This window comes from Nitrincola tibetensis, from assembly GCF_003284585.1.
Classification (GTDB): Bacteria; Pseudomonadota; Gammaproteobacteria; order Pseudomonadales; family Balneatricaceae; genus Nitrincola; species Nitrincola tibetensis.
Window position 1 is genome coordinate 108578 of sequence record NZ_QKRX01000008.1, and the last position, 22741, is coordinate 131318.

Below are 22741 nucleotides of genomic sequence, written 5' to 3' on the forward strand. Positions count from 1 at the left end.
CATGTCCGTTCTGATTAATAAAGACACTAAAGTCATCTGTCAGGGTTTTACTGGCGGTCAAGGTACCTTCCATTCAGAGCAGGCGATTGCGTACGGCACGAAAATGGTCGGCGGTGTCACTCCAGGTAAAGGCGGTACTGAACACTTAGGTCTACCTGTGTTCAATACAGTTGCTGAAGCGGTTGAGGCAACCGGTGCTGATGCATCTGTTATCTACGTACCTGCTGCTTTTTGTAAAGATTCTATCCTTGAAGCAGCAAACGGTGGCATTAAGCTGATCGTTTGTATCACTGAAGGTATCCCAACACTGGATATGCTTGAGTGTAAAGTTAAGTGTGATGAACTTGGCGTACGTTTGATCGGTCCTAACTGCCCAGGTGTTATCACCCCGGGTCAATGTAAGATCGGTATCATGCCTGGTCACATTCACTTGCCTGGTAAAGTCGGTATCGTTTCACGTTCGGGTACTCTGACGTACGAAGCGGTTAAGCAAACGACTGATGCAGGTTTCGGTCAATCCACGTGCGTCGGTATCGGTGGCGACCCAATCCCAGGTTCTAACTTCATCGACATTCTGGAACTTTTCCAGAACGATCCACAGACTGAAGCGATTGTTATGATCGGTGAAATCGGTGGTTCTGCTGAAGAAGAAGCGGCTGCTTACATCAAAGCAAACGTGACTAAGCCTGTTGTATCTTATATTGCGGGTGTTACGGCTCCTGCTGGTAAGCGTATGGGCCATGCGGGCGCAATCATCTCCGGCGGTAAAGGTACTGCTGATGAGAAGTTCGCAGCACTTGAAGACGCTGGTGTGAAAACTGTTCGTTCACTGGCTGACATCGGCAAAGCACTTGCTGAAGTGACCGGTTGGGCGACTAAGTAATTACGACGTCTTAACGTTTACTCAAAAAAGCAGCGAAAGCTGCTTTTTTTGTTTTAAGCTGCTAACGTTACTATTAAACATGGCGGCTGAGTTGGCGTCGTGTCGAAAAATACACAGGACAAAGGAGAATCAAACCAGCATGAGCCAGTTTAATCCAGATATCATCCAAATTGGGATTAGTGCGTGTTTGCTCGGTGAAAAGGTCCGTTATGATGGAGGCCATAAAGCCTCTCAATACTGCATGCAGGAGCTTTCTCAGGTTTTTTCTTATGTGCCCGTTTGCCCTGAAATGGCAATTGGGTTGAGTACGCCTAGACCGACTATACGCTTGGTTCAAGAAGAGTCGGGAGTACGTTTGTTGGCCTCTGACAAAAGTTTTGATGTCACCGACGCCATGCAGGCCTTCAGCGAGGAGCGTGTCGCAGCACTGGACTATTTGAGTGGCTACATCGTCTGTGCTAAGTCGCCTTCCTGTGGCATGGAGCGGGTTAGGGTATACGATGGCCGCACTGGGTATAGCAGCAAATCAGGTATAGGGCTTTACACGGCGAATTTGCAACGGGTCTACCCCTACCTACCAGTAGAAGAGGATGGGCGTTTACATGATCTCGTCTTAAAAGAAAACTTTATTACCCGCGTGTTTGCGAACCATGCCTGGAAAACACTTAAGCATGAAGGCATCACTCGCCAATCATTGGTGGCTTTTCATACCCGTTATAAATTCTTACTGTTGGCGCATCATCAGGCACACTATCGTGAATTGGGCCGTTACGTTGCGAACTTCAGTGATGACATTGAACAGGACGCACAGCAGTACTATCAATTGTTTATGCAAGCGCTTATGCATCCAGCGACACGTAAAAATCACACCAATGTGTTACAGCATATACAAGGTTTCTTTTCCGACAGACTCACGGCTAAACAAAAACAAGAGCTGACAGATTCGATTGCCAAATACAACCAAGGGTTGCTTCCTTTGTTAGTTCCCATTACCTTGATTCGCCATTATCTCAATGAGTTTGACGAAGAGTACATCGCGCAGCAAGTGTATTTAAATCCACATCCGCAAGCGCTCAAGCTCCATTATGGCTATTGAGAATAGCGGCCTGATTAGACCGCTTTTAGAGTTACTGTGCGAGTAGGTGAGCCGGACAGACTTTGACATTGGTAAATCCAGCGCTCAGAAGATTTTGGGTTTGCAGTTTGCTCATGATACCTTGATCGCAATACAGCCAGTATTCTTTACTCTGATCCAAACTTGAGAACTGTGAATGGAGTCGATAAAAGGGCAGGACTAGAACTGGATATTCTAGTTTTTTGACTGGGGAAGCTTCACGTTCATCAGGTGCACGAATATCGATAATAACCACTCGATCATCCGCTTCGCTTTCAATCAGTCCTTCTTCAACCTGAGGCATGTCTGCTGTATTGTTGAGCACTTGCGTGATCGACTCGATCACCGCTGAGGTGATTGCATTTTGAAGAACCTGCGAGTCCATTGCGTCTTCTGAGGTTTCGATCTCGGTTAATTTTGCACGAGAGGTCGGGCGCTGGCTGATGACTCCGCAATACTCCGGAATTTGTTCGCAAAGCTCAGCAACACCAATAGCCTTCGCTTGATCAATAATCAGCTGTTTGTTGGCACTGATTAAGGGGCGTAGAATCAATCGAGAAACGGTTTGATCAATGACCTGTAGATTGGTAAGTGTTTGGCTTGATACCTGTGAAATGGCTTCGCCTGTGACGAGTGCGGAGGTTTTAAGTTTCCGGGCCAACGCATCCGCACAGCGAATCATCGCTCGTTTTAGTATAACGCCCATGAGTCCCTGATCGACTCGTGTCAGAATATGCTCAACGACTCCTTCAAAAGGCACTGTAACGAACTTAACTTGATGTGACTGAGAGTATTGTGACCAAAGATAATGCGCAACTCGTTTAACCCCCTCTTCATGAGCAGTACCACCTAAGCGGAAGAAAATAAAGTGGGTATAGATGCCTCGTTGCAGCATTTGATAGGCAGCCACACTTGAATCAAAGCCGCCAGACATGAGTGTCGCCACATTCTCCTGTGTTCCCAATGGGTATCCACCTAACCCCTCACGACGTTTGCCCACGATAAACAGTCGATCATGGTGTATTTGCAACAGTACAAGCTCTTCGGGTGATTTTAGATTCACACCTGCTGCTGAAGAATGATCCAACAGATAAGCTCCGATCTCTTTTTGAAGATCTAAAGAGCTATACGAATGAATCCCTGTTCGTTGAACCCTAACGGCAAAGGTTTTATTGTGCAGACGTTCGGCCAATGCACTGAGTGTCAGTTTGCAAATACCCTCAATATCCGGCAGTGCGTGCTCTTGCGTTTCCATAAAATGGTGAATACCAGGGATTCGTGTCAGGGCATCACTGATGGCTTGAGTTTGGGTAGGAGATGTACTTGGGTCGGTTTCGACTTCTAGTAAATCCCAGCAACCACCAACGCGGCTAAGTTCGCAAATCGGTTTAACCAAGTGACGAATGTTTTTTTTCAGCTGCTTAATATACTGCTGACGGACACCACGACTTTTAATCGTGATTTCGGGGAAGAGGCGAATAATAAATTTCATGCGATACGTGTTGATTAGGTTGGTCGCTGAAGGCGCGACTGAAAAGCCCTTTATTTTAATGGAAAATAAAGGGCTTTGGCAGGTTTTATTTATTAACTGCTTTTGGTGCGGGCTCTTTGAAGACATAGTAAGCAAAAAAGGCCGCCATGATCAGGTAACCTTGCACAAAGTCCGGTGCTGCATATAAGCCAAGCTTTGGAGCATGCATTAGCCCGATGAAGGAGAGAGTTGCTGCAATCAGCGCAAATACGGTTGCACGTTTAAAGTGGCGGTCTATCACACTGACGGCAATGGCACCCAGTAGAATGGCTGTAAACATTGCGCCTTGACCTAAGGGGACGATTCCCTCAGAAATACCGGCCATGACCTCACTGGCGCCCCGCCCAAAACGTGTCGACAGATAATTGGCGAAGTAGGGAAGCATCGCTAAGGCTACTGCAGGATAGTAACGAGTGTCATTTGTTTGGAAGCTGGTCGCAATCATCGACATACCGACAAACACCAGAATAGGCGCCACAACTGCAACTGGAATTAAGGCTGCCAACACGGCAATCAATCCAAATAAGGTGGCTAATACATACACCAAACCATTGAGCAAGCTGTAGCCACGACCGGCATTCATCCACTTGGCACCGACCGTTGCGATGTACACCGTGGTCGGGAAAAGACCACCAAATACAGCACCGAGCAACGTACCTACGCCATCAACGGCTTGGCACTCACGTACATCGTATTTATCTCCTGCTGCTTCCATTGCCTCAACATTGTTCATCGTTTCAATGGCGTTATAAAGAGTGATAGGCAAAATCACAGTAATCAGCGCAGCCCCGACACCAAACAGCATGCCTAAGCCTTCAAGCCAAGCAAAAGAAGGAAAAATGGGGTAAAAGCCAAAGTGAGTAAATGCCTCCGTCAGTTTGTCTGTTTCGGTTTCTCCCATCAGATAAGCCAATGTGGTTCCGATAATAATGGCAAACAGCGATGCGGGAATATTGAAAGGAAGGCTTACCCGCGCGACCAATCCAACTAAAATAATGGCGATGACCAGTAAACCTATGACAGGCATCTCCAGTGTTTTGAACAGCATTTCACCCGCAATAAAGGTCAGTGCGACACCCGCGACAGCGCCCAGCATAGCTGCTCTTGGCAGGTTTTTTTGAACCCAGTTACCAATAAAACTGATCAAAATTTCGATCACACCGCTGATTAAGCAGGCAGCCACCGCAATCTTCCATGCCAGTTCAGCATCCCCTGTAAGTGTTTTTGCGGGCAGTAAAATGCCAAATAAGAATACAAACATCACGGGTGTGCTAATCCCGTAGGACAAAGCCGTGACATCGGTACGTTGTTCTTTCTTAGCTAACCGAGCCGCACTCCACGCATAGTAAAAATTACCAAACATGACGGCGACGGCCGCGCCCGGTAATACTTTTCCGAAGACAATTTCGGCCGGAAAACCCATGCCCAGCATGGAAATAGCAATAATGACAAAGTTGGCAATGTTATTTTGAAAGAGTGCAAAGAAGGCATCCGTATCTTCTTTCTTATACCAAGGGTAATGGAAGGGTTTTTCGTTCATGGGGGCTTTACTCATGTAAAAACGGAGCATTTTAACAGCGTGACGCAGGTTTCCCTATCCTTGTATTTATATTTCCTGAATTAAAAAAACTGTTTCTATGCAGGGTGTGATAAGGAGTAAAATGCGCAATGTCTTAGACTTAATAGTCTAGCTTAATTGTGGACGACAACTGGACGGCTATCTTAAGGAATTCTCTATGCTCTCATCACTCGTAACTGGCTCTTACCCATGGCGGTTTTTTCGTTCAGGTGGCTTTGATCAGGTCCAAATTGAAAATGCAGATGATTTGAAGCATTTGTCTGAGTTAGACCAAAAACTTTGGTCTGTCCTCGCTTGCCCAACGGTAGGGTTGGAATTTGATCCGCGCACCTTAGCCTTACTTGATAGTGATGGAGATGGTCGCATACGTGCGCCTGAGATTATTCGTGCCGTTCGTTGGGCGATAAAGGTTCTTAAGACACCTGACATTCTATTTGAAGAAGGCGACAGGCTGCCTCTAGAGGCGATTAATCATGAGGATGAAGAAGGGGCTAAACTACTCGCAACTGCTGAACAGATCTTGCAATATCTTGGCAAAAGAGATGCAGATGTCATCACGATTGAGGATGTATCGGATACCACTCAACTATTTACCCCTGACCATTACAATGGCGATGGTATTATCCCGGTTCAGCTCACAAGTGATGAAACCCTAATTCAAGCCATGGGTCATATTATGGCCTGTTATGGTGAAGAGATGGACAGAAGTGGGCAGCCTGGGATCAATCAAAGTACATTAGATCAATTTTTCAATGATGCACATGCCTTGTCTGATTGGCTAGCAAAGGCTGAACTGTCTTCACAAGATATCTTGCCCTTAGGTGAGAGTACGGCAGCCGCTGCAGATTTGTTTGCACTTATTCAGATAAAAGTAGATGACTTCTTTACGCGGTGCCAGCTTGCAGTTTTTGATGAAAAAGCAGCTGTATGTTTAAACCCAGCAGACGAGTTGTATCAATCCCTTGCGAGCCAGCAATTGCATGATAAAACGGAAGGGGTTGCGGCTTTACCTTTGGCATTAGTTGCACCGGGTAAAGACCTACCCCTCAATGAAGGTATTAACCCTGCTTGGTCGGACTTGATTCAACGTTTTAAATCAGAAGTGATTCTGCCTATTCTGGGTGATTGTGACGTTTTAACCCTTCAGTCTTGGAATGACTTGTCGGCACGCTTCACTTCTTTTCGTCAATGGATGCAAGAAAAACCAGAGAGCCCTGTTGCCTCCATGGACATTATGGAATTACGAAGTCTTTTGACGGGGAATGTGTATGAAGCCTTAGCCGACTTAATTCTGCGAGACCTTAATGCCGAAACGGCGGCGGAACTGGTTGAAGGGGTAGAACGTCTGACACGTTACAACCGTGACTTAGTGGTTTTACTTAAAAACTACGTTAATCTTTCCGATTTTTATGGCGGTAAACGCAAGGCCATCTTTCAGGCTGGAACCCTGTATCTGGATCAGCGCAGTTGTGAACTGTGTCTGCGTGTTGCGGATCTGGACCGGCATTCACAGCAAGCCAGTTTAAGTGGTGCGTATCTTGTGTATTGCCAATGTACTCGTTTAGGCGAGTCACCCATGACTATCGTTGCAGCGATGACGGGTGGAGACGCTGACGATATGATGGTCGTTGGTCGCAATGGTATTTTTTACGATCGCCATGGTTATGACTGGCACGCATCGGTGGTTAAGGTTATTGAAAATCCTATCAGTGTTCGGCAGGCCTTTTGGTCCCCTTACAAGCGTATCGCGAGGATGATGGGTGAACAAATACAAAAATTTGCCGCAGCTAAAGATAAAGCCGTAGAGGACAAATCATCTGCCAGTTTAGCCGAAGGCGTTAAGCCAGCTGTATCGGCACAGGCATTTGATATTGCAAAGTTTGCGGGTATCTTTGCCGCAATAGGTCTGGCCTTTGGAGCATTGGGTACTGCCTTGGCAGCTATCGTGTCCTCTTTAATACAACTCCCATTGTGGAAAGTCCCTTTGGTTTTCGTCGTTATTCTGCTGTTAATATCAGGTCCATCCATGTTGTTGGCTTCTTTAAAATTACGCAAGCGTAACCTTGGTCCCTTGTTGGATGCAAATGGCTGGGCGGTCAACACTCGCGCTAGAATTAACATACCCTTTGGTGGTTCTCTCACTGGAGTTGCGAGCTTGCCTAAAGGAGCCAAACGCACTCATTATGACCCGTTCGCTGATCAAAAATCACCTTGGCGTACTTGGCTTTTATTGGTCTTGTTATTTGTTTTCGTTGGAGTTGCAGGCTACTCTATGGGATGGTTTGATCCCTATTTTGCACCTCAAGCAACTGAGGTCAGTGGTGTTGAGAGTGTGCCCGCTGATGCGGTGGTGAATGAAGTTTCTGAGTAGTGTAAATACTAATATTGCTTCTGCATGATTTTGAAAGCTTGGCTTCTGGCCAAGCTTTTTTATTCAGTTTAGCTGGCCAATAATCGTTAAAGGGTAATCGGTTGTAGAGAATGATGGAATAAATGCAATACGTCGTAAATTATTGACTTAATGGCGTTTATAGCCATTCATTTTTCAGAAACCCTTCTATACTGCCATTGGTAACAATACTAGGGTAAGGATTTAGCCAGTGAAAATACGAACAAAATTGATTCTGGCATTTATTGCTTTAGCAGTGTTGCCTATCGTCATTATCTCCGCAGTCGTGGTCACCCATCTTCGGCAGCAAGCGGAAGAATCTTTTCAAGCAAGTACAACCCGAGAAATCCGTCAAATAGACAACGCGATGCAGGTCTATTTTGATGCAATTGATAAAAGTGTTCATTTTCTTGCCAGTCATCCACTGATGATTCAGGTTGATTCGGGTATCAGCAATTATTTAACAAGCCCTGAGGTGGTGATGACCCCGGATAAGGCCGGAGGAATTGAACAGCAGGTTTTTGAGCTTTTCGACCACTTTGCGGCTACTCATTCGGGCTTAGCCTATGTGTACATGGGTACGGCGGAGGGAGCTTATATTCAGTGGCCTCTCGGAAGTGTGTCCGAACGGTATGATCCACGTCAGCGTCCATGGTTTCAGGCCGCGATGGCGCAGCCCAATACACCTGTTAGAACATCTGCTTATTACTGGGAGCCTGACGATGCTGTGATTGTTAGTACCGTTATGAGCACAGTCAATAAGCTTGGTCGGCAGGGCGGAGCCATCGGTCTGGATGTATCACTAGGTCAGCTGACAGAAATGGTTCGTGAAATCAAACTGGGTGAAACGGGTTATCTCATGCTCCTCGAAGCCAGTGGTAATATTTTGGTCGATGCAGCCAATCCGGAACACAACTTCAAGAATATTAAGGATCTTTCAGCAGACTATCGGTTATTGTCCGATGCGGCTGAAGGCGGAAAACCTATTCGTTTGTCGGGCACTGATTATATGTTGGCAGTCTATGAGTCTCCCGGTCTTGGCTGGCGCTACATCGGCTTGATTGAGTATGACGAAGTGATGCGTCCGGCAAATCGAATGATAGGACTCTTGTCATTGGTCGTGCTGGTGATGGTGTTGCTTTTCTCTTTGATTGGTAAGTTGACGGCAGATGTCATTGTCAGACCAATCCGAGCGGTGTCTGCGAGTCTCAAAGAAATAGCTCAGGGCGAGGGTGATCTAACTCGAGAGTTGTCGGTCAAGGGTAAGGATGAATTGTCTGAGTTGTCCAACTGGTTTAACCACTTTCTGAAGACTATCCGAAAGTTAGTGTCTGAAATTACGCAAAGTGCGGAGGGTTTGAAATTATCTTCAGCGGAATCAACCAAATTATCGCAGGATATGACGGATACTGCAGGGCGCCAAGGCCACTCCGTCGATATGGTTTCAACCGCTTTTCACGAAATGGTGGCTACGGCAAATGAGGTCGCTAAGTCTTGCAGTAATGCAGCACAAGCTGCTGACAATGGCTATCAAGAAGCTCAAGCAGGCCAGACCAGCATTAATGTGGCCGTTGCAGAAGTGGATCGTCTTAATTCCGAAATAGAGGACTCTGTCAGTGCAATTGTGCAACTAGAGGAGGACTCACGCAATATCAACCTGATTCTTGATACAATACGAGGTGTGGCTGAGCAGACCAATCTGCTGGCACTCAATGCGGCTATTGAAGCGGCTCGAGCAGGTGACCATGGTCGAGGTTTTGCCGTGGTAGCAGATGAGGTGCGTGGGTTGGCGCAGCGGACGGCGGATTCTACCGAAGAGATCAACTCTCTGCTGAACAAACTTAATACACGCACTGCATTGGTGAGTCAGCGCATGTCGGCTAGTCAACAAGCAACTGGAAAGACAGTCGCGAGTATTCGTGCAGTCACTGAAAGCTTTGATCGCGTTAGAGCGTCAGTGGATATGATTCGTGATATGAATACACAAATCGCGGCTGCAGCGGAAGAACAGCATCAGGTCGCTGAGGAGATTAATCGCCATATTGCAGAGGTGAATGGTGATGCTCAACGAGTAAATGACATGTCGGAACAGGTCAGAGATACTTCATCTTCACTTGCAAAACTTTCTCAACAGTTGGATAGCTTGGTCAAAGCATTTAAAACCTGATGAGCTCATCAGTGTTAGTGAATGCTTCTAACCACATTGTATCCTTATACTCAGGAAGGTTGAATGTTCGACTTTCCTGAGTTATTCAAGATTCAACCTCATGCAAGAAAGGTTGTTTCTGTTAATCTGCACTGATACACATTCGCGCAGCTGTATTCACTCAGAATAAGTACAGCAAGGGAGGTCAACACTATCCCTCTCTTTTCTCAAGTGTCGTAACCATCACGTATAACGCCGTATTTAAATAATTCCCACCGCTTTTTCATCCTTACACTGTATCGGTGTTCAGTAAGTTATTGACCGCTAAAATAATCATAAATGGAGAAAAGCCATGGCTATTTCTACCGGAAATCGCGGTGTTGTGTACACTGGCCCTGGAGAGGTTGAAGTTCGTTCTATTGCCTTTCCAGAACTGTCTATCGGCAAGCGCCAATGTCAACACGGTGTTATCCTCAAAGTCCTCACAACCAATATTTGTGGCAGTGACCAACACATGGTCCGCGGCCGCACTACTGCGCCTTCAGGTCTCGTCTTAGGGCATGAGATCACAGGTGAAATCATTGAATGTGGCCGAGATGTCGAGTTTCTTAAGGTCGGTGACATTGTCTCTGTTCCTTTTAATATCGCCTGCGGTCGTTGCCGTAACTGTAAGGAAGGTCGGACAGGTATCTGTCTTAATGTGAACCCCGCACGTCCAGGCGCAGCCTATGGCTATGTCGATATGGGGGGGTGGGTTGGTGGCCAGGCCGAGTATGTTATGGTGCCTTATGCCGACTTTAATCTACTCAAATTCCCTGACTCAGACCAAGCACGGGAAAAAATTCGTGATTTGACTTTATTATCCGATATATTCCCAACGGGTTTTCATGGCTGCGTAACCGCAGGTGTTGGGCCGGGTTCAACGGTATACATTGCAGGAGCGGGGCCAGTTGGGCTTGCGGCTGCAGTATCTGCGCAGTTGCTGGGTGCAGCCTGTGTTATTGTGGGGGATATGATTCCTGATCGTTTAGCACAAGCAAAAAGCTTTGGCTGCGAAACGATTGATCTGCGTCAGGATGCTGAGTTACCGGAGCTACTGGAGCAAATTCTGGGTGTTCCTGAGGTTGATGCAGCGGTTGACTGTGTTGGATTTGAAGCCCGTTGTCATGGTCATTGTCACCATGAAGAAAAGCCTGCAACCGTTTTAAATTCAATGATGAATATTACCCGAGCAGGTGGTCAGATCGGCATACCTGGCTTATATGTCACAGAAGATCCAGGCGCGCATGATGATGCTGCCAAACAGGGTAGTTTGAGTATGCGCTTTGGCTTGGGTTGGGCAAAATCTCACTCCTTTCATACAGGTCAGTGTCCTGTCATGAAATACCACCGGCAGTTGATGCAGGCCATTTTGTTCGACAAGGTTCAGATTGCAAAAGCGGTTAACGTTCAGGTTATTTCACTGGATGATGCACCAAAAGGCTATGCTGATTTTGATGGAGGTGCTGCGAAAAAATTTGTCATCGATCCTCACAGGCTCTTTGCTGCTTAGTCGGTATTATGTATCACTTATCGAGAGGCCTTTACAGGCCTTTCTTGCGTGCTCAGTCACTACTACTACTTAGACAAGCACTTCATTGCTCGCTCAAGTCCTTCAAGCGTCATAGGAAACATACGGTCCTCTATCTGTTGTTGAACCATTTGGATGGATTGAGTGTACTTCCATGCATGGTCTGGAACAGGGTTAAGCCAAACCAAGGAAGGCCATTGGTTGATAATACGGCTTAACCACGCTTGGCCAGTTTCTTCATTGAAGTGTTCCACGCTGCCACCCGGTACCGCAATTTCATAAGGAGACATGGATGCATCACCCACTAAGATCACCTTGTAGTCCTGCCCATATTTATGAATTAAATCGTAAGTATTGATGCGTTGATCAAAACGCCTTGAATTGTCCTTCCAGACAGACTCATAAACACAGTTATGAAAATAAAAGTGCTCCAGATGCTTAAACTCATTTCGACAAGCGGTAAACAGGGCTTCAATTCGTTGAATATGATCGTCCATAGACCCACCGATATCCAAGAGTAGCAAAACTTTAACGGCGTTGTGTTTTTCTCTGACGGTTTGAATATCAAGGTAGCCTTTTTGAGCTGTGGCCTGAATGGTTCCGTCTAAATCCAGCTCCTCATGAGCTCCAGTGCGGGCAAACTTACGCAAACGCTTAAGTGCAACTTGCAAGTTACGCTCTGCAAGCACTTGACGATCATCGAGGTTACGGAATTCGCGCTTTTCCCACACCTTTACCGCTTTTCGATGGCGGGATTCGCCACCCACACGTATGCCTTCAGGATGATAGCCGCCGTGTCCAAATGCGGAGGTTCCACCTGTGCCTATCCACTTGTTCCCACCTGCGTGGCGTTCCGTTTGCTCATCAAGACGCTGCTTAAAGGCCTCCATGAGTTCATCTAAGCTTTCATAGCCTTTGAGTTTGGACTTTTCTTCATCGGATAGATAACGCTCAAACGTCTTCTGTAGCCAGTCATCGGGCACTAGGGTCGATAAAGTGGCGTCCGCCGCTTCGACGCCCTCAAAAAACTGTGCAAATGCCAGATCAAAGCGGTCATAGAGTTTTTCATCTTTTACCAAACAGGTGCGTGCCAAAAGATAGAAGTCATCCATATTGGCAAAGGCAAGGTCGGCTTGTAAAGCACGCACCAAATCTAGCAGCTCTCTTGGTGTTGCTGGGATTCCATTCGAGCGCAGTGTTTGAAAAAAATCAATTAGCATGCTGTTGTCCGAGTATTAACGATTCTGGCGGCGAATCATGAATGCAAGCCGCTCCAGTAGAGACGCATCTTGTTCATTTTTGATGAGTGCACCGCAAAGAGGAGGAACAGCATTCAGTGCGTTTTTCTCTAACAACAGGGAACGTGAAATCTCATCAGACATTAAAAGCTTCAACCAGTCGATCAGCTCAGAGGTGCTGGGCTTTTTCTTTAAACCTGACATTTCGCGTAAATCGTAAAAAACGGCCAAGGCTTTCTGTACCAGCTCTTCTTGAATACGAGGGAAATGTACCTGGATAATTTGCTCCATTGTGCTTTTATCAGGAAAGCGGATGTAATGAAAAAAGCAGCGACGCAGGAAGGCATCCGGTAGTTCTTTTTCATTGTTTGATGTAATGATAACGAGCGGACGATGGACGGCTTTTATTTGCTGTTTTGTTTCATAAACGTAGAACTCCATGCGATCGAGTTCTAATAAAAGATCATTGGGAAACTCTATGTCAGCTTTGTCAATCTCATCGATCAGGAGCACACAGGGTTCTTCATGGCTAAAGGCTTCCCACAGTTTACCCGGAACAATGTAGTGACTGATGTCTTCTACTCGCTCTCGGCCCAGCTGTGAGTCACGCAGGCGTGAAACAGCATCATACTCGTATAGGCCTTGTTGCGCCTTAGTGGTTGACTTTATATGCCAGCTGATCAGAGGGCGATTCAAAACACTGGCGACCTCTTCAGCCAGAAGCGTTTTACCTGTGCCAGGCTCCCCTTTAATTAATAGGGGCTTTTCTAAAATCAGAGCGGCATTCACCGCCACTTGTAGTTCGGGTGTGGCGACGTATTTTTCAGAACCTTTGAACTGCATGACAGGGACACTCATCAATATAAACGAATAATACGAGTTTACCCTTACTCTTGTCAGAGCTCAAATGGCCATACAACCTAGCGAGGCTTCCTTAAAAAAGAAGCCGCGATGCAACAAAGAGTAAAAGTAGCCCAAAAATAAAATCTATTGCCTGGCGCATTTTCATAAAGAAATGGCGACTTTGAGGGTTGGATAAGATAAACGCGACCAGTAAATACCAAAATGTATCAATCCCCATGGCCATGCTTGCGACGAGCACTTTAGTGAGCGGTGATTGCTCAGGGCTTAAAAATTGACTGAACAGCGCGACAAAAAATAAGGGCACCTTAGGGTTCAAAAAAGCGATTAAAAAACCTTCACGCCATGCCAACGCGTGATTAGAAGACGTCTGCTCGACAGGCAAGGTCTCAGAGGACTTTCCGAGAGCGCTGCGCAAAGACAAAAAAGCGAGATACAGTAAAAAACCAGCACCAGCCAATTGCAATAGGGTGATGAGCCAAGGAGCGGCCACCATTATACTGGCAATTCCAAGCATGCTGAGGGCTGCATAGAGTCCGATGCCGAGCCCGTGAGACAAGGCGGCAATCATCCCCTGAGCACGTCCGCCGTAAAGACTGTGTTTAATGATGATGGCCAAACTAGGCCCTGGCGACATAGCGCCTAAAATAAAAACTCCCGCTAGCGCGAGCCAGTCACTCCATTGCAATATCATACGTAGAAGATCGCTCTTAGTTAAAAATAATAATAGTATAAGGCATTGAATCTTAAATCAGAGTAGGTAAGCCATGGAAAATACTCAATTGGCTGCGAAACGGGAGATTTTTGGTTGGTCGATGTTTGATTTTGCTAACCAAGCCTATACGCTCCTGATCATTACCGTCGTGTATGGTGATCTTTTCACGCGGATAATTGTCGGTGATGCACCGGATTATCGTTTGGGTAACCTGCTATGGAGTGGTGCGTTGGCGTTGAGTTATGCCATGGTAGTCGTTGCGAATCCAGTGTGTGGTGCCGTGATGGATTACTCTAAGCGCCGGAAGCAATTTTTGTTTGCAAGCTACTTGCTGACGGTCATTACCACCTCATTACTCTATTTCATTGAACCGGGTTGGATACTGCCTGCCATTGTGCTGATTGTGCTTTCAAACTTTGCTTACGCAATGGGCGAGGGCTTTATTGCCAGCTTTTTAACGGATTTAGGGCCGAGAAAGTCCTTGGGTTGGATTTCAGGGCTGGGTTGGTCGGTGGGCTACTTGGGTGGGATGGTGGCCACGATTGTCGCCTTGCTTTTTTTGGGCGAAGTGTCTGAAGAAAATTTTGAAAATGTTCGGTGGGTTGGCCCCTTCGCGGGTATTTTCTTTTTAGTCGCCGCGATACCTACCTTTATTTGGCTGACTGAAAAAGCACCGAAGCGTGCCAAACCTCAACATGAGTCCTGGAGTAATATTGCAAAAGTTCGACTCATGGATACGCTTTCTCAGATGCACCGATTCAATGACTTGCGTTGGTTGTTGGTGTCTATCTTTTTCTCAATGGCGGGTATCTACATCATTATCGCCTTCTCCTTTATCTATGGTGCTCAAGTCATCGGCTGGGAAGATCATGTTCGAGTGCTGATGTTTGTTACCGTACAAGTGACGGCCGCTATCGGTGCGTTAGGTTTTGGTGTCTTACAAACGCTCAAAGGTGCCCGATACATTTATATGTTGACCTTATGGTTATGGATATTGGCAATTCTGGCTATCTGGCAAACCCCCTCACTCACTCAACTTTTAAATGCTAGCCTGGGCGTGGAATGGCAAGCTCAGTATGTTTTTTTGGTTGCGGGTGTTCTCTCTGGATTAAGTCTTGGTGCTTCCCAGTCCTCTGCACGTGCTCTGGTTGGTACCTTATCACCGCGTACAAAGGCCGCTGAGTTTTTTGGCTTTTGGGGGATGGCGTCAAAATTAGCAGCTGTGTTCGGCATACTAGGTCTGGGGCTGATGCAGTTGGCATTTGGCTTGGCGGATGCAATTGTGTTTTGCTTGGTTTTATTTATCTTCGCAATCCTAACCATACTTCCTGTCAATGAAACGCGTGGAATTGACACAGCCGTGAGTTGGCAAGAGCCATCCACTCGGGCGGATGCCCCCTAGTTAAGGATGAAACATGTTATTAGGTATACATCATGCTGCCATTATTTGCTCAAATTATGAGGTGTCGAAATCGTTTTACACTCATACACTAGGGCTTAAGATACTCGCTGAGCACTACCGTGCTGAGAGAGGCTCTTGGAAGCTGGATTTGGTGTTGCCAGATGGTGGGCAGTTAGAGCTCTTCTCCTTTCCAAACCCTCCAAAGCGCGCATCCTATCCAGAGGCCTGTGGATTACGTCATTTAGCATTTAAAGTGGCGGATATTGAGCAGTATCAAGGTTATTTAGTTAAACATGAGGTAAAAACTGAAGCCATACGTATTGATGATTATACAGGCAAACGCTTTTTATTTTTTTCAGATCCCGACGGTCTTCCGATTGAACTTTATGAAATCTAAGACTAAATAAAGGTTTTGTCGGCTGAATGTGTTATTGAAAATTTGCTTTTTTACGTCATCCTTATAGGGAGAGCACACCTTTAGTTATGGACTGAGTAGTTTTCGAAGAGTGATTTGACTTCGAGGTGTGGTATTACGAGTGTTCACTCTTGGAGCTAATATGGCTTTTTCATGGTTTGGAAGGGATCGCAAGTCCCAGAAATCTGTTCATGCAGTTGATGTTGAGTCCATTAAAGTTGAACAATTGAGCAGTCGAGATATTTCAGCTGATCGTTTGCGTCAACTCCAGTTTGATGGCGCAAATGTTGCCTTAGTCTTAGCGTTTATTTCGCCACATTTAGATTTTGATGCAACCGTTCGCTCACTCAAAAACGCAATGCCCTTTGCCAAAAATTTGGTTGGCGTGATGACAGCGGGAGAGCTTAGTTCCTGCGGAGGTCAGTTATACCATTCGGCCGATAAACACTGGGATAATATTGTTCTGCAGAGTTACAGTGACGAGGTGTTTGCGCAGGTGCATGTAGCATCTGTTCCGCTTCATTGCGAAGATATACGCGCCGGGCGTTCTGGGTTGAGTCGCCAGCAACGCGTGAAAGCCATCGAAAGTGAAATAAAGAAAATTAAACTTCCATTTGATGTTAATTTTCAGAACACACTGGCTTTAACCTTTATTGATGGATTAACGAGCAGTGAAAACTTCTTTATGCAAGCGCTCTACGAAAGTGAGCGTTTCCCTTGCTATTTTATCGGTGGTTCTGCAGGCGGGAAGTTGGACTTTCGCCAAGCCTTGGTTCACGACGGCCAAAAAGTTGTGCATAACCATGCGGTGGTGATTTTTGTTCGACTTGCAGCCGATATTCGTTACAGTATTTTAAAAACCCATAATTTCCAAAAAACCAACGTGTCGTTTATCGTGGCCGATTCCGACGAGACGGCACGTGTAGTGAACACAGTTATGCCAGAGGGCAGCACGCGAATCGTGAGCATTGTCTCATTCCTGTGCAATCATTTTAAATGCAAACCCAGTCAGCTAGGCTCTATGCTTGCGGGTTATTCGTTTGCGGTTGAAATTGGAGGAGAGCTGTTTATCCGCTCGGTTTCAGCCATTAATGAGCAGACAGAGTCAATCAACTTTTTTTGTGATTTGACCTTTGGCGACCGCTTGCTCTTGGTTAAAGCCAAGGATTTTGCATCAAGCACTACGCAAGCGTTTAGACAGGTCATGCAGTCGAAGCCCGTGCCTCCTTTTGCCATGCTGGCCAATGACTGCATTCTTAGACGTTTGAATAACGCTAATCAGTTGAACCAGATTAAAGACTTTGATCAGATGAAGGTGGCGGGTTTTTCAACCTTTGGTGAAATTCTCGGTGTTCACATGAATCAGACACTCACGGCCTTACTGTTCTTTAAAATCAAGCCGGGTGAAGTCTTCCGCGATGAGTATGTGGATCAGTTCCCTATACAGTATAGCAATTTTCGAATGTATTTTATGGCCTCGAAAATTCAAAGTTTAGAGCAAATTAATCGAGTGCAAGCTACCTTGGTTGAGCATCTTACCGAGTATCGTCCTTTATTAAGGGAGATGGTAGAAAGCTTTAATAATGTTGCCAATTACGCGCAGAGTACCGGTCATTCCCTTCACTCAATGCAGTCTCAGTTTAATGTGTTCTCCGATGTGATTGAAAAACAGACATCGCAGCGACATCAGCTTCAGGCCCGAGTGTCAGGCCTGCAAAAAAATTCTGAAGAGGTGCTTTCGATACTGCAAGTGATTTCCGGGATTGCGGATCAAACCAATTTGCTGGCATTAAATGCGGCAATTGAAGCTGCAAGAGCGGGGGAGGCGGGCCGAGGATTTGCAGTTGTTGCGGATGAGGTAAGACAGTTGTCGCAAAATACGCAAAAAAGCCTAGACCAAACCGGTGCAACGATTAAATCTGTGACGACGGCGATTGTGGCAATTAGGGATACGCTTGAACACACTGAAACGGCTATGAATAGCATCACGGACAGTGCTCAGCAACTGAGCTTAGAAATGGTGAAGCTGTCTGAAGCGTCTCAAGTAGCGGAAGGGGAGGTTGAAAACAACATCCATACTATTGCTAAAATGACACAAACCATGGATCACATAGATCATGAAGTTGCCGCCATTGATCAGCTAAAAGCCTTGCATAATCAGTAGCCACAACTCAGTCTATTTTAGAGGTATAATAAGCCTTGCAGAACGCAAGGCTTATTAATTTTTACAAGGTAGAAAAATGTCAGATTTACCCAATTGTCCAAGCTGTGGTTCAGAATACACCTACGAAGATGCATCGATGTTTGTTTGTCCTGAGTGTGCGCATGAGTGGTCGGCGACAGCGGCGCTTGATCAAAATGAAACGGCTAAGGTGTATCGTGATGCCAATGGTAATACGTTGGTTGATGGTGACTCGGTAACCGTCATTAAGGATTTGAAAGTAAAAGGATCCTCTTTAGTGGTAAAAGTTGGCACTAAAGTTAAAAGTATTCGCCTCGTTGATGAGGATCATGACATCGATTGTAAAATTGACGGAATAGGTCCAATGAAGCTCAAATCAGAGTTTGTCAAAAAAATCTGATTTGAACAGAGCATCAAGAAAAGTCTTTTAGTAACACCGGCTCAATCATCAAACTGTCGCTTGAGTTTGATAGCCAAATTTGTTTATCACTTATATTGCATTGCAACTGCAGATTTCGAGCGGCCAGAAGAGCCAGTGCTTTTACTTGTTCTTCTGGTATTTCCCACACTTGTAAGTTGCTGTATCTTGCTAAGGATGACTGAATTTGTTTCCACCAGTTAGGTACACTGCGTCCTCCATAGGCATAAAGCTTTACTTGCTTCGCACGACCACTCGCTTTGCGCAGCCACTTTTCGTCGCTCTGACCGAACTCAACCCAGAGATTAATGTCTCCGTTTAGGTTTTTATCCCAAAGTTCGGGTTCCCCTTCATCACTTAAACCTTTTGAAAAACTTAAGGTATCGGATGCATTCAGAATAAACGCTAAGACGCGAACCATTAAGCGCTCTTCAGTTTCAGACGGGTGCTGAGCAAGTGTTAACGAATGATCTTGATAATAATGCCTGTCCATATCTGCAATCTGGAGTTGCACTTTGTAAACGGTTGCTTTGGTCGCCATACATAACCTGAATGCTGAATAATGCACCTAGTCTACCTGAGCCTTTTCTGGACGCAAGTTTTGATATTTACAGGCTTGGTTTATGATAGGCTTTTGCAAAATTATTCGCTTAAATTGATCGGAAGCCTTGGTGATGCAGTTAGTCGATTGTCAATATGAAACACACGGAGCCGCTATTCTGGCCATTTTTAATCATGCTATCTTGAACACCACGGCGCTGTATGAATATAAACCAAGAACTGAAAAGCAGTTAGAGGACTGGTTCGCGGCTAAACAACGTGGAGATTTCCCAGTTATTGGCGTGATGACGGACGATGGTGAGTTAGCCGGATTTGCCTCCTATGGATCTTTCAGGGCCTTTCCTGCCTTTAAGTACACACTTGAGCATTCAGTCTATGTGAGTCAAAACTACCAACGACAAGGGGTGGCTAAACGCCTGTTGACTGAGATTATCGAGCGTGCGCAACAGAACAAGTATCATACCTTGATTGGTGCAATTGATGCGACCAATCATGCTAGCATTCACCTTCACGAAACGCTGGGCTTCCAATTATCCGGATGCCTTCGTCAAACTGGCTTTAAATTTGGCCAATGGTTGGATTTGGTCTTTTATCAACGAATCCTAGAAACGCCGCTCAAGCCTGAAGATGATCCAGTCCATTAAATACCTGATACTTGAGCGGTGTTAGGGAGTTAGTAGCCTCGATTTCGATCCACTCGTCCTGAAATCGCGTGGCCAGCATTGAGTTTAATGATTTTTTCGGCAATTTGAGCAACTGTGCTTTCTCTGAGTGTTCTCGCCGAAACATGGGGAGTAATGGTAATCTTTGGATGCCCCCAGAAGGGATGTTGCGTGGGTAAGGGTTCTTGGCGAAAAACATCCAAGACTGCATGCTGAATGTGGCCTTCTTGAAGCGCGAAGATTAAGTCTTCATCAACTAAATGCTCACCGCGTCCTACATTGATTAGGATCGCGTGCTCCTTAAGTTGGGCCAGAGTCGTGAAATTGAGTAGGTCTTCGGTCGAATCCGTTAAGGGCAGAGTGTTGATCAGAATGCGTGATCGATTTAAAAAAGAGTTTAGATTGTCACTTCCACAAAACATCTCAATTGAGTTGAAGTTAGGTTCTCTCGGTTGTCTGATCCAAGTCGCGACAGGGTATTCTAAGCTTGAAAGAACCTGCGCAACGGCTGAGCCAATTTTGCCATAACCCAGTATTCCGATTGGCCATTGCTCTTTGCGGATTGGCGGCAGGGTTTTCCAGATTTGATTTTCTGACTGTTGACGGTAAGTACCCATGTCTCGACTAAATTCTGTAACAAAATGGACCGCATACTCGGCCATTTGTGAGGACATTCCCGCATCTTCGAGTCTAAAAATCGGTAGTTCAGCTGGCAATGAAGGCGATTTTAATAAAGCATCGACACCTGCACCTAAGTTAAACAGCGCTCTAAGATTGGGTTCGAGCTTAAAGAGTGCATCAGGTGGTTGCCATACAACAGCGTAGTCAGCATCTCCCTTCGCAGTATCCATTGACCATGCTTCTATTTTTGCCGTTGGAATCAGTGCACTTAATAATAAGGTCCAACGTTCGGGTTTCGGGTCTTGTGAGACAAAAATAATCTTCATTGGTTACCTGGCTTTTTCTTTGAGTTTTACAGAGACGTCAGCTTGAAAATCATTCTGAACCAATTCCCAACCGGAATAAAGAGTGCGCTTATTGGGGGATTCCTGTAAGCTTCACTGCCGTCGATTTGGCGGCCCTAATCTATCCGATGTGATAAAAAAGAGATGATTGAATGAGTTTTGCCTCCTTGGGGTTGTCCGCCCCTATTCTGACTGCTGTGGCGGAGCAGGGTTACGATACGCCTTCACCGATTCAAATCCAAGCCATACCTCAAGTACTTGCCGGTAGAGATCTAATGGCTGCCGCCCAAACGGGCACAGGTAAAACAGCTGGATTTACCTTACCTATTTTAGAAAGACTGCTCAATGGAGAGTCTGCAAAGCCGAATCATGCGCGAGTTTTGATTCTGACGCCCACACGAGAGCTGGCTGCCCAAGTAGGCGAAAGTGTGTCACTTTACAGTAAGCATCTCCGTTTGAGATCTGCTGTTGTTTTTGGGGGAGTAAAAATCAACCCTCAAATGATTGCTCTGCGTAGAGGGGTCGATGTGTTGGTGGCAACTCCAGGCCGCCTGTTAGATCTTTATAAACAAAATGCAATACGTTTCAATGGTTTAGAGACCTTGGTCTTGGATGAAGCGGATCGTATGTTGGATATGGGGTTTATCAACGACATTAAAAAGATCATGGCGGTGTTACCGAAACAGCGTCAAACCTTAATGTTTTCTGCAACCTTCTCGACAGAGATTCGCGCGTTAGCAAAGCAGTTTCTTAATGATCCAGTCGAGGTGTCTGTTACGCCGAACAATGCAACGGCACCGACAGTCACTCAATGGATCTCGCCTGTCGATAAAAAGAGAAAACCTGCGTTGTTAACCCGACTTATTCAGGAAGGTGATTGGCAGCAAGTGTTGGTTTTTACCAAAACCAAGCATGGAGCTAACAAGTTAACCGCCCACTTGAATGCTGAAGGGATATCGGCGTCTGCTATTCATGGCAATAAAAGCCAAGGTGCACGTACAAAAGCCTTAGCTGATTTCAAATCCGGCAGTATACGTGCTTTGGTGGCAACCGATATTGCAGCACGGGGTTTGGATATTGATCAATTGCCGCAAGTGGTTAATTTTGAATTACCACATGTACCTGAAGATTATGTCCACCGTATCGGCCGCACAGGGAGAGCGGGTGCGTCTGGTTATGCAGTTTCATTGGTCTGCGCTGATGATTTAAAACTTCTACAGGCAATTGAAAGAGTCACCCGTCAAACCATCGAGAGAAGACAGGTGCCGGGTTTCGAGCCAGTTAATCTGGTTCCTGAAGAGACAACAGTCGCTAAGCCTAAGCATAATCGCCGTCCTAAAAAGCCTTTTAAAGGACACGCAGACGGTCAGCGTTCAGGGTTCGTGGCATCAGGGCATAAACCTAAGGCAAGATAATATTGAAGTCGAGAGGGGCTAAGACTATAGTGGTGCCTCTCGAAATTTTGATCATTTAGGTGTCTTATGAGCCTGGCTCTTTTGTCAGTGTTTGTTCCAACATTTTTCTTTGTTTCTATTACCCCCGGTATGTGTATGACCTTGGCTATGACCCTGGGTATCACGCTTGGGGTTCGCCGCACTTTATGGATGATGTGGGGGGAAATGCTCGGCGTTGCGTTGGTTGCGTTTTTAGCCGTCATGGGCGTGGCAACGCTTATGTTGGCGTATCCGGGGTTCTTTCAAGTCTTTAAATGGATCGGTGGTGCTTACTTAGGTTATGTCGGCATCCAGATGTGGCGCTCCAAAGGTCGCATGGCGATTCCGGAATCGGCAGGCGTTCGTCAAACAGTTTCAGCTGCTCAGCTATTTAGTCAAGGCTTTGTCACGGCCGTCGCCAATCCTAAAGGATGGGCGTTTCATGCGGCACTCTTACCACCCTTTATTCTGGCTTCTCAACCGCTGGCACCTCAATTAGTTGTGTTACTGAGCATAATTGTCTTATTAGAACTGCTTTGTATGTTAATTTATGCAAGTGGTGGCAAAGCCATGCGTGTTTTTCTACAGCAAACCCATAATGTGCGTTTAATGAATCGTATTGCGGGCTCACTCATGGTGGGTGTGGGTATTTGGCTAGCATTTTTTTAGGGGATAGG

At 46.0% G+C, this 22741-nt stretch carries 19 protein-coding genes; 12 read left to right on the forward strand and 7 right to left on the reverse strand.

The window, feature by feature from the left end; all coding sequences use genetic code 11:
• Nucleotide 1 precedes the first annotated feature (1 nt).
• Together sucD and DN062_RS11815 are read left to right on the forward strand one after the other, a co-directional pair.
• Nucleotides 2-883: a succinate--CoA ligase subunit alpha gene (sucD, locus tag DN062_RS11810; RefSeq protein ID WP_112159528.1), complete on the forward strand. Its 882-nt coding sequence runs from the start codon at nt 2-4 to the stop codon at nt 881-883.
• Between the two features lie 139 nt (nt 884-1022).
• Nucleotides 1023-1979: a YbgA family protein gene (locus DN062_RS11815; protein WP_112159529.1), complete on the forward strand. Its 957-nt coding sequence runs from the start codon at nt 1023-1025 to the stop codon at nt 1977-1979.
• A gap of 31 nt (nt 1980-2010) precedes the next feature.
• Here DN062_RS11815 and thiI read toward each other — a convergent pair whose 3' ends face one another.
• Both thiI and DN062_RS11825 read right to left on the reverse strand, forming a co-directional pair.
• A complete protein-coding gene (thiI, locus tag DN062_RS11820; protein ID WP_162301296.1) occupies nt 2011-3489 on the reverse strand; it encodes a tRNA uracil 4-sulfurtransferase ThiI in 1479 nt (492 codons plus the stop codon).
• An 85-nt stretch (nt 3490-3574) separates the two neighbouring features.
• Entirely contained in the window at nt 3575-5068 is a 1494-nt protein-coding gene (locus tag DN062_RS11825; RefSeq protein WP_112159599.1) for an NCS2 family permease, read from the reverse strand.
• A gap of 196 nt (nt 5069-5264) precedes the next feature.
• Between DN062_RS11825 and DN062_RS11830 the strand changes: the two genes are divergently transcribed.
• The 3 genes from DN062_RS11830 (at nt 5265) to fdhA (ending at nt 11194) form a co-directional block, all read left to right on the forward strand.
• Nucleotides 5265-7478: a hypothetical protein gene (locus DN062_RS11830; protein WP_205126719.1), complete on the forward strand. Its 2214-nt coding sequence runs from the start codon at nt 5265-5267 to the stop codon at nt 7476-7478.
• A gap of 229 nt (nt 7479-7707) precedes the next feature.
• On the forward strand, nt 7708-9663 hold the full coding sequence (locus tag DN062_RS11835; RefSeq protein ID WP_112159531.1) for a methyl-accepting chemotaxis protein: 1956 nt from the start codon (nt 7708-7710) through the stop codon (nt 9661-9663).
• 331 nt (nt 9664-9994) lie between these two features.
• Nucleotides 9995-11194, forward strand: a complete 1200-nt coding sequence (fdhA, locus tag DN062_RS11840) for a formaldehyde dehydrogenase, glutathione-independent (protein WP_112159532.1) — start codon at nt 9995-9997, stop codon at nt 11192-11194.
• Between the two features lie 65 nt (nt 11195-11259).
• On the opposite strand, the gene DN062_RS11845 is transcribed toward fdhA, so the two are convergent.
• From DN062_RS11845 to DN062_RS11855, 3 genes are all read right to left on the reverse strand, one after another.
• Nucleotides 11260-12432: a vWA domain-containing protein gene (locus DN062_RS11845; RefSeq protein ID WP_112159533.1), complete on the reverse strand. Its 1173-nt coding sequence runs from the start codon at nt 12430-12432 to the stop codon at nt 11260-11262.
• Between the two features lie 15 nt (nt 12433-12447).
• Entirely contained in the window at nt 12448-13293 is an 846-nt protein-coding gene (locus DN062_RS11850; protein WP_112159600.1) for an AAA family ATPase, read from the reverse strand.
• 91 nt (nt 13294-13384) lie between these two features.
• Nucleotides 13385-14005, reverse strand: a complete 621-nt coding sequence (locus tag DN062_RS11855) for a LysE family translocator (protein WP_112159534.1) — start codon at nt 14003-14005, stop codon at nt 13385-13387.
• A gap of 73 nt (nt 14006-14078) precedes the next feature.
• On the opposite strand from DN062_RS11855, the gene DN062_RS11860 reads away from it, so the two are divergent.
• From DN062_RS11860 to DN062_RS11875, 4 genes are all read left to right on the forward strand, one after another.
• Nucleotides 14079-15428, forward strand: a complete 1350-nt coding sequence (locus DN062_RS11860) for an MFS transporter (protein ID WP_112159535.1) — start codon at nt 14079-14081, stop codon at nt 15426-15428.
• 13 nt (nt 15429-15441) lie between these two features.
• Nucleotides 15442-15825 carry an SMU1112c/YaeR family gloxylase I-like metalloprotein gene (gene gloA2, locus DN062_RS11865; protein WP_112159536.1) on the forward strand — a complete coding sequence of 128 codons (384 nt, stop codon included), beginning with the start codon at nt 15442-15444 and terminating at the stop codon, nt 15823-15825.
• Nucleotides 15826-15985: 160 nt separating this feature from the next.
• Nucleotides 15986-18007 (forward strand): methyl-accepting chemotaxis protein, encoded by a 2022-nt coding sequence (locus DN062_RS19085; RefSeq protein ID WP_112159537.1) that lies wholly within the window; start codon nt 15986-15988, stop codon nt 18005-18007.
• Nucleotides 18008-18083: 76 nt separating this feature from the next.
• Entirely contained in the window at nt 18084-18425 is a 342-nt protein-coding gene (locus DN062_RS11875) for a zinc ribbon domain-containing protein YjdM (RefSeq protein WP_112159538.1), read from the forward strand.
• Between the two features lie 13 nt (nt 18426-18438).
• On the opposite strand, the gene DN062_RS11880 is transcribed toward DN062_RS11875, so the two are convergent.
• A complete protein-coding gene (locus tag DN062_RS11880) occupies nt 18439-18984 on the reverse strand; it encodes a YaeQ family protein (RefSeq protein ID WP_112159539.1) in 546 nt (181 codons plus the stop codon).
• Between the two features lie 133 nt (nt 18985-19117).
• On the opposite strand from DN062_RS11880, the gene DN062_RS11885 reads away from it, so the two are divergent.
• A complete protein-coding gene (locus DN062_RS11885; protein WP_112159540.1) occupies nt 19118-19648 on the forward strand; it encodes a GNAT family N-acetyltransferase in 531 nt (176 codons plus the stop codon).
• Between the two features lie 29 nt (nt 19649-19677).
• On the opposite strand, the gene DN062_RS11890 is transcribed toward DN062_RS11885, so the two are convergent.
• The gene (locus tag DN062_RS11890; protein WP_112159541.1) at nt 19678-20613 is read right to left on the reverse strand and encodes a 2-hydroxyacid dehydrogenase; all 936 of its coding nucleotides are present in this window, start codon (nt 20611-20613) and stop codon (nt 19678-19680) included.
• 170 nt (nt 20614-20783) lie between these two features.
• Between DN062_RS11890 and DN062_RS11895 the strand changes: the two genes are divergently transcribed.
• Nucleotides 20784-22046 (forward strand): DEAD/DEAH box helicase, encoded by a 1263-nt coding sequence (locus tag DN062_RS11895; protein ID WP_112159542.1) that lies wholly within the window; start codon nt 20784-20786, stop codon nt 22044-22046.
• Nucleotides 22047-22112: 66 nt separating this feature from the next.
• The gene (locus DN062_RS11900; protein WP_112159543.1) at nt 22113-22733 is read left to right on the forward strand and encodes a LysE family translocator; all 621 of its coding nucleotides are present in this window, start codon (nt 22113-22115) and stop codon (nt 22731-22733) included.
• Nucleotides 22734-22741 lie beyond the last annotated feature (8 nt).

Bases quoted from the DNA above. Each gene is read 5' to 3' on its own strand.
- sucD (WP_112159528.1), top strand. From the start codon at position 2: ATGTCCGTTCTGATTAATAAAGACACTAAAGTCATCTGTCAGGGTTTT.
- DN062_RS11815 (WP_112159529.1), top strand. From the start codon at position 1,023: ATGAGCCAGTTTAATCCAGATATCATCCAAATTGGGATTAGTGCGTGT.
- thiI (WP_162301296.1), bottom strand. From the start codon at position 3,489: ATGAAATTTATTATTCGCCTCTTCCCCGAAATCACGATTAAAAGTCGT.
- DN062_RS11825 (WP_112159599.1), bottom strand. From the start codon at position 5,068: ATGAACGAAAAACCCTTCCATTACCCTTGGTATAAGAAAGAAGATACG.
- DN062_RS11830 (WP_205126719.1), top strand. From the start codon at position 5,265: ATGCTCTCATCACTCGTAACTGGCTCTTACCCATGGCGGTTTTTTCGT.
- fdhA (WP_112159532.1), top strand. From the start codon at position 9,995: ATGGCTATTTCTACCGGAAATCGCGGTGTTGTGTACACTGGCCCTGGA.
- DN062_RS11845 (WP_112159533.1), bottom strand. From the start codon at position 12,432: ATGCTAATTGATTTTTTTCAAACACTGCGCTCGAATGGAATCCCAGCA.
- DN062_RS11850 (WP_112159600.1), bottom strand. From the start codon at position 13,293: ATGCAGTTCAAAGGTTCTGAAAAATACGTCGCCACACCCGAACTACAA.
- DN062_RS11855 (WP_112159534.1), bottom strand. From the start codon at position 14,005: ATGATATTGCAATGGAGTGACTGGCTCGCGCTAGCGGGAGTTTTTATT.
- DN062_RS11860 (WP_112159535.1), top strand. From the start codon at position 14,079: ATGGAAAATACTCAATTGGCTGCGAAACGGGAGATTTTTGGTTGGTCG.
- gloA2 (WP_112159536.1), top strand. From the start codon at position 15,442: ATGTTATTAGGTATACATCATGCTGCCATTATTTGCTCAAATTATGAG.
- DN062_RS19085 (WP_112159537.1), top strand. From the start codon at position 15,986: ATGGCTTTTTCATGGTTTGGAAGGGATCGCAAGTCCCAGAAATCTGTT.
- DN062_RS11875 (WP_112159538.1), top strand. From the start codon at position 18,084: ATGTCAGATTTACCCAATTGTCCAAGCTGTGGTTCAGAATACACCTAC.
- DN062_RS11880 (WP_112159539.1), bottom strand. From the start codon at position 18,984: ATGGCGACCAAAGCAACCGTTTACAAAGTGCAACTCCAGATTGCAGAT.
- DN062_RS11885 (WP_112159540.1), top strand. From the start codon at position 19,118: ATGCAGTTAGTCGATTGTCAATATGAAACACACGGAGCCGCTATTCTG.
- DN062_RS11890 (WP_112159541.1), bottom strand. From the start codon at position 20,613: ATGAAGATTATTTTTGTCTCACAAGACCCGAAACCCGAACGTTGGACC.
- DN062_RS11895 (WP_112159542.1), top strand. From the start codon at position 20,784: ATGAGTTTTGCCTCCTTGGGGTTGTCCGCCCCTATTCTGACTGCTGTG.
- DN062_RS11900 (WP_112159543.1), top strand. From the start codon at position 22,113: ATGAGCCTGGCTCTTTTGTCAGTGTTTGTTCCAACATTTTTCTTTGTT.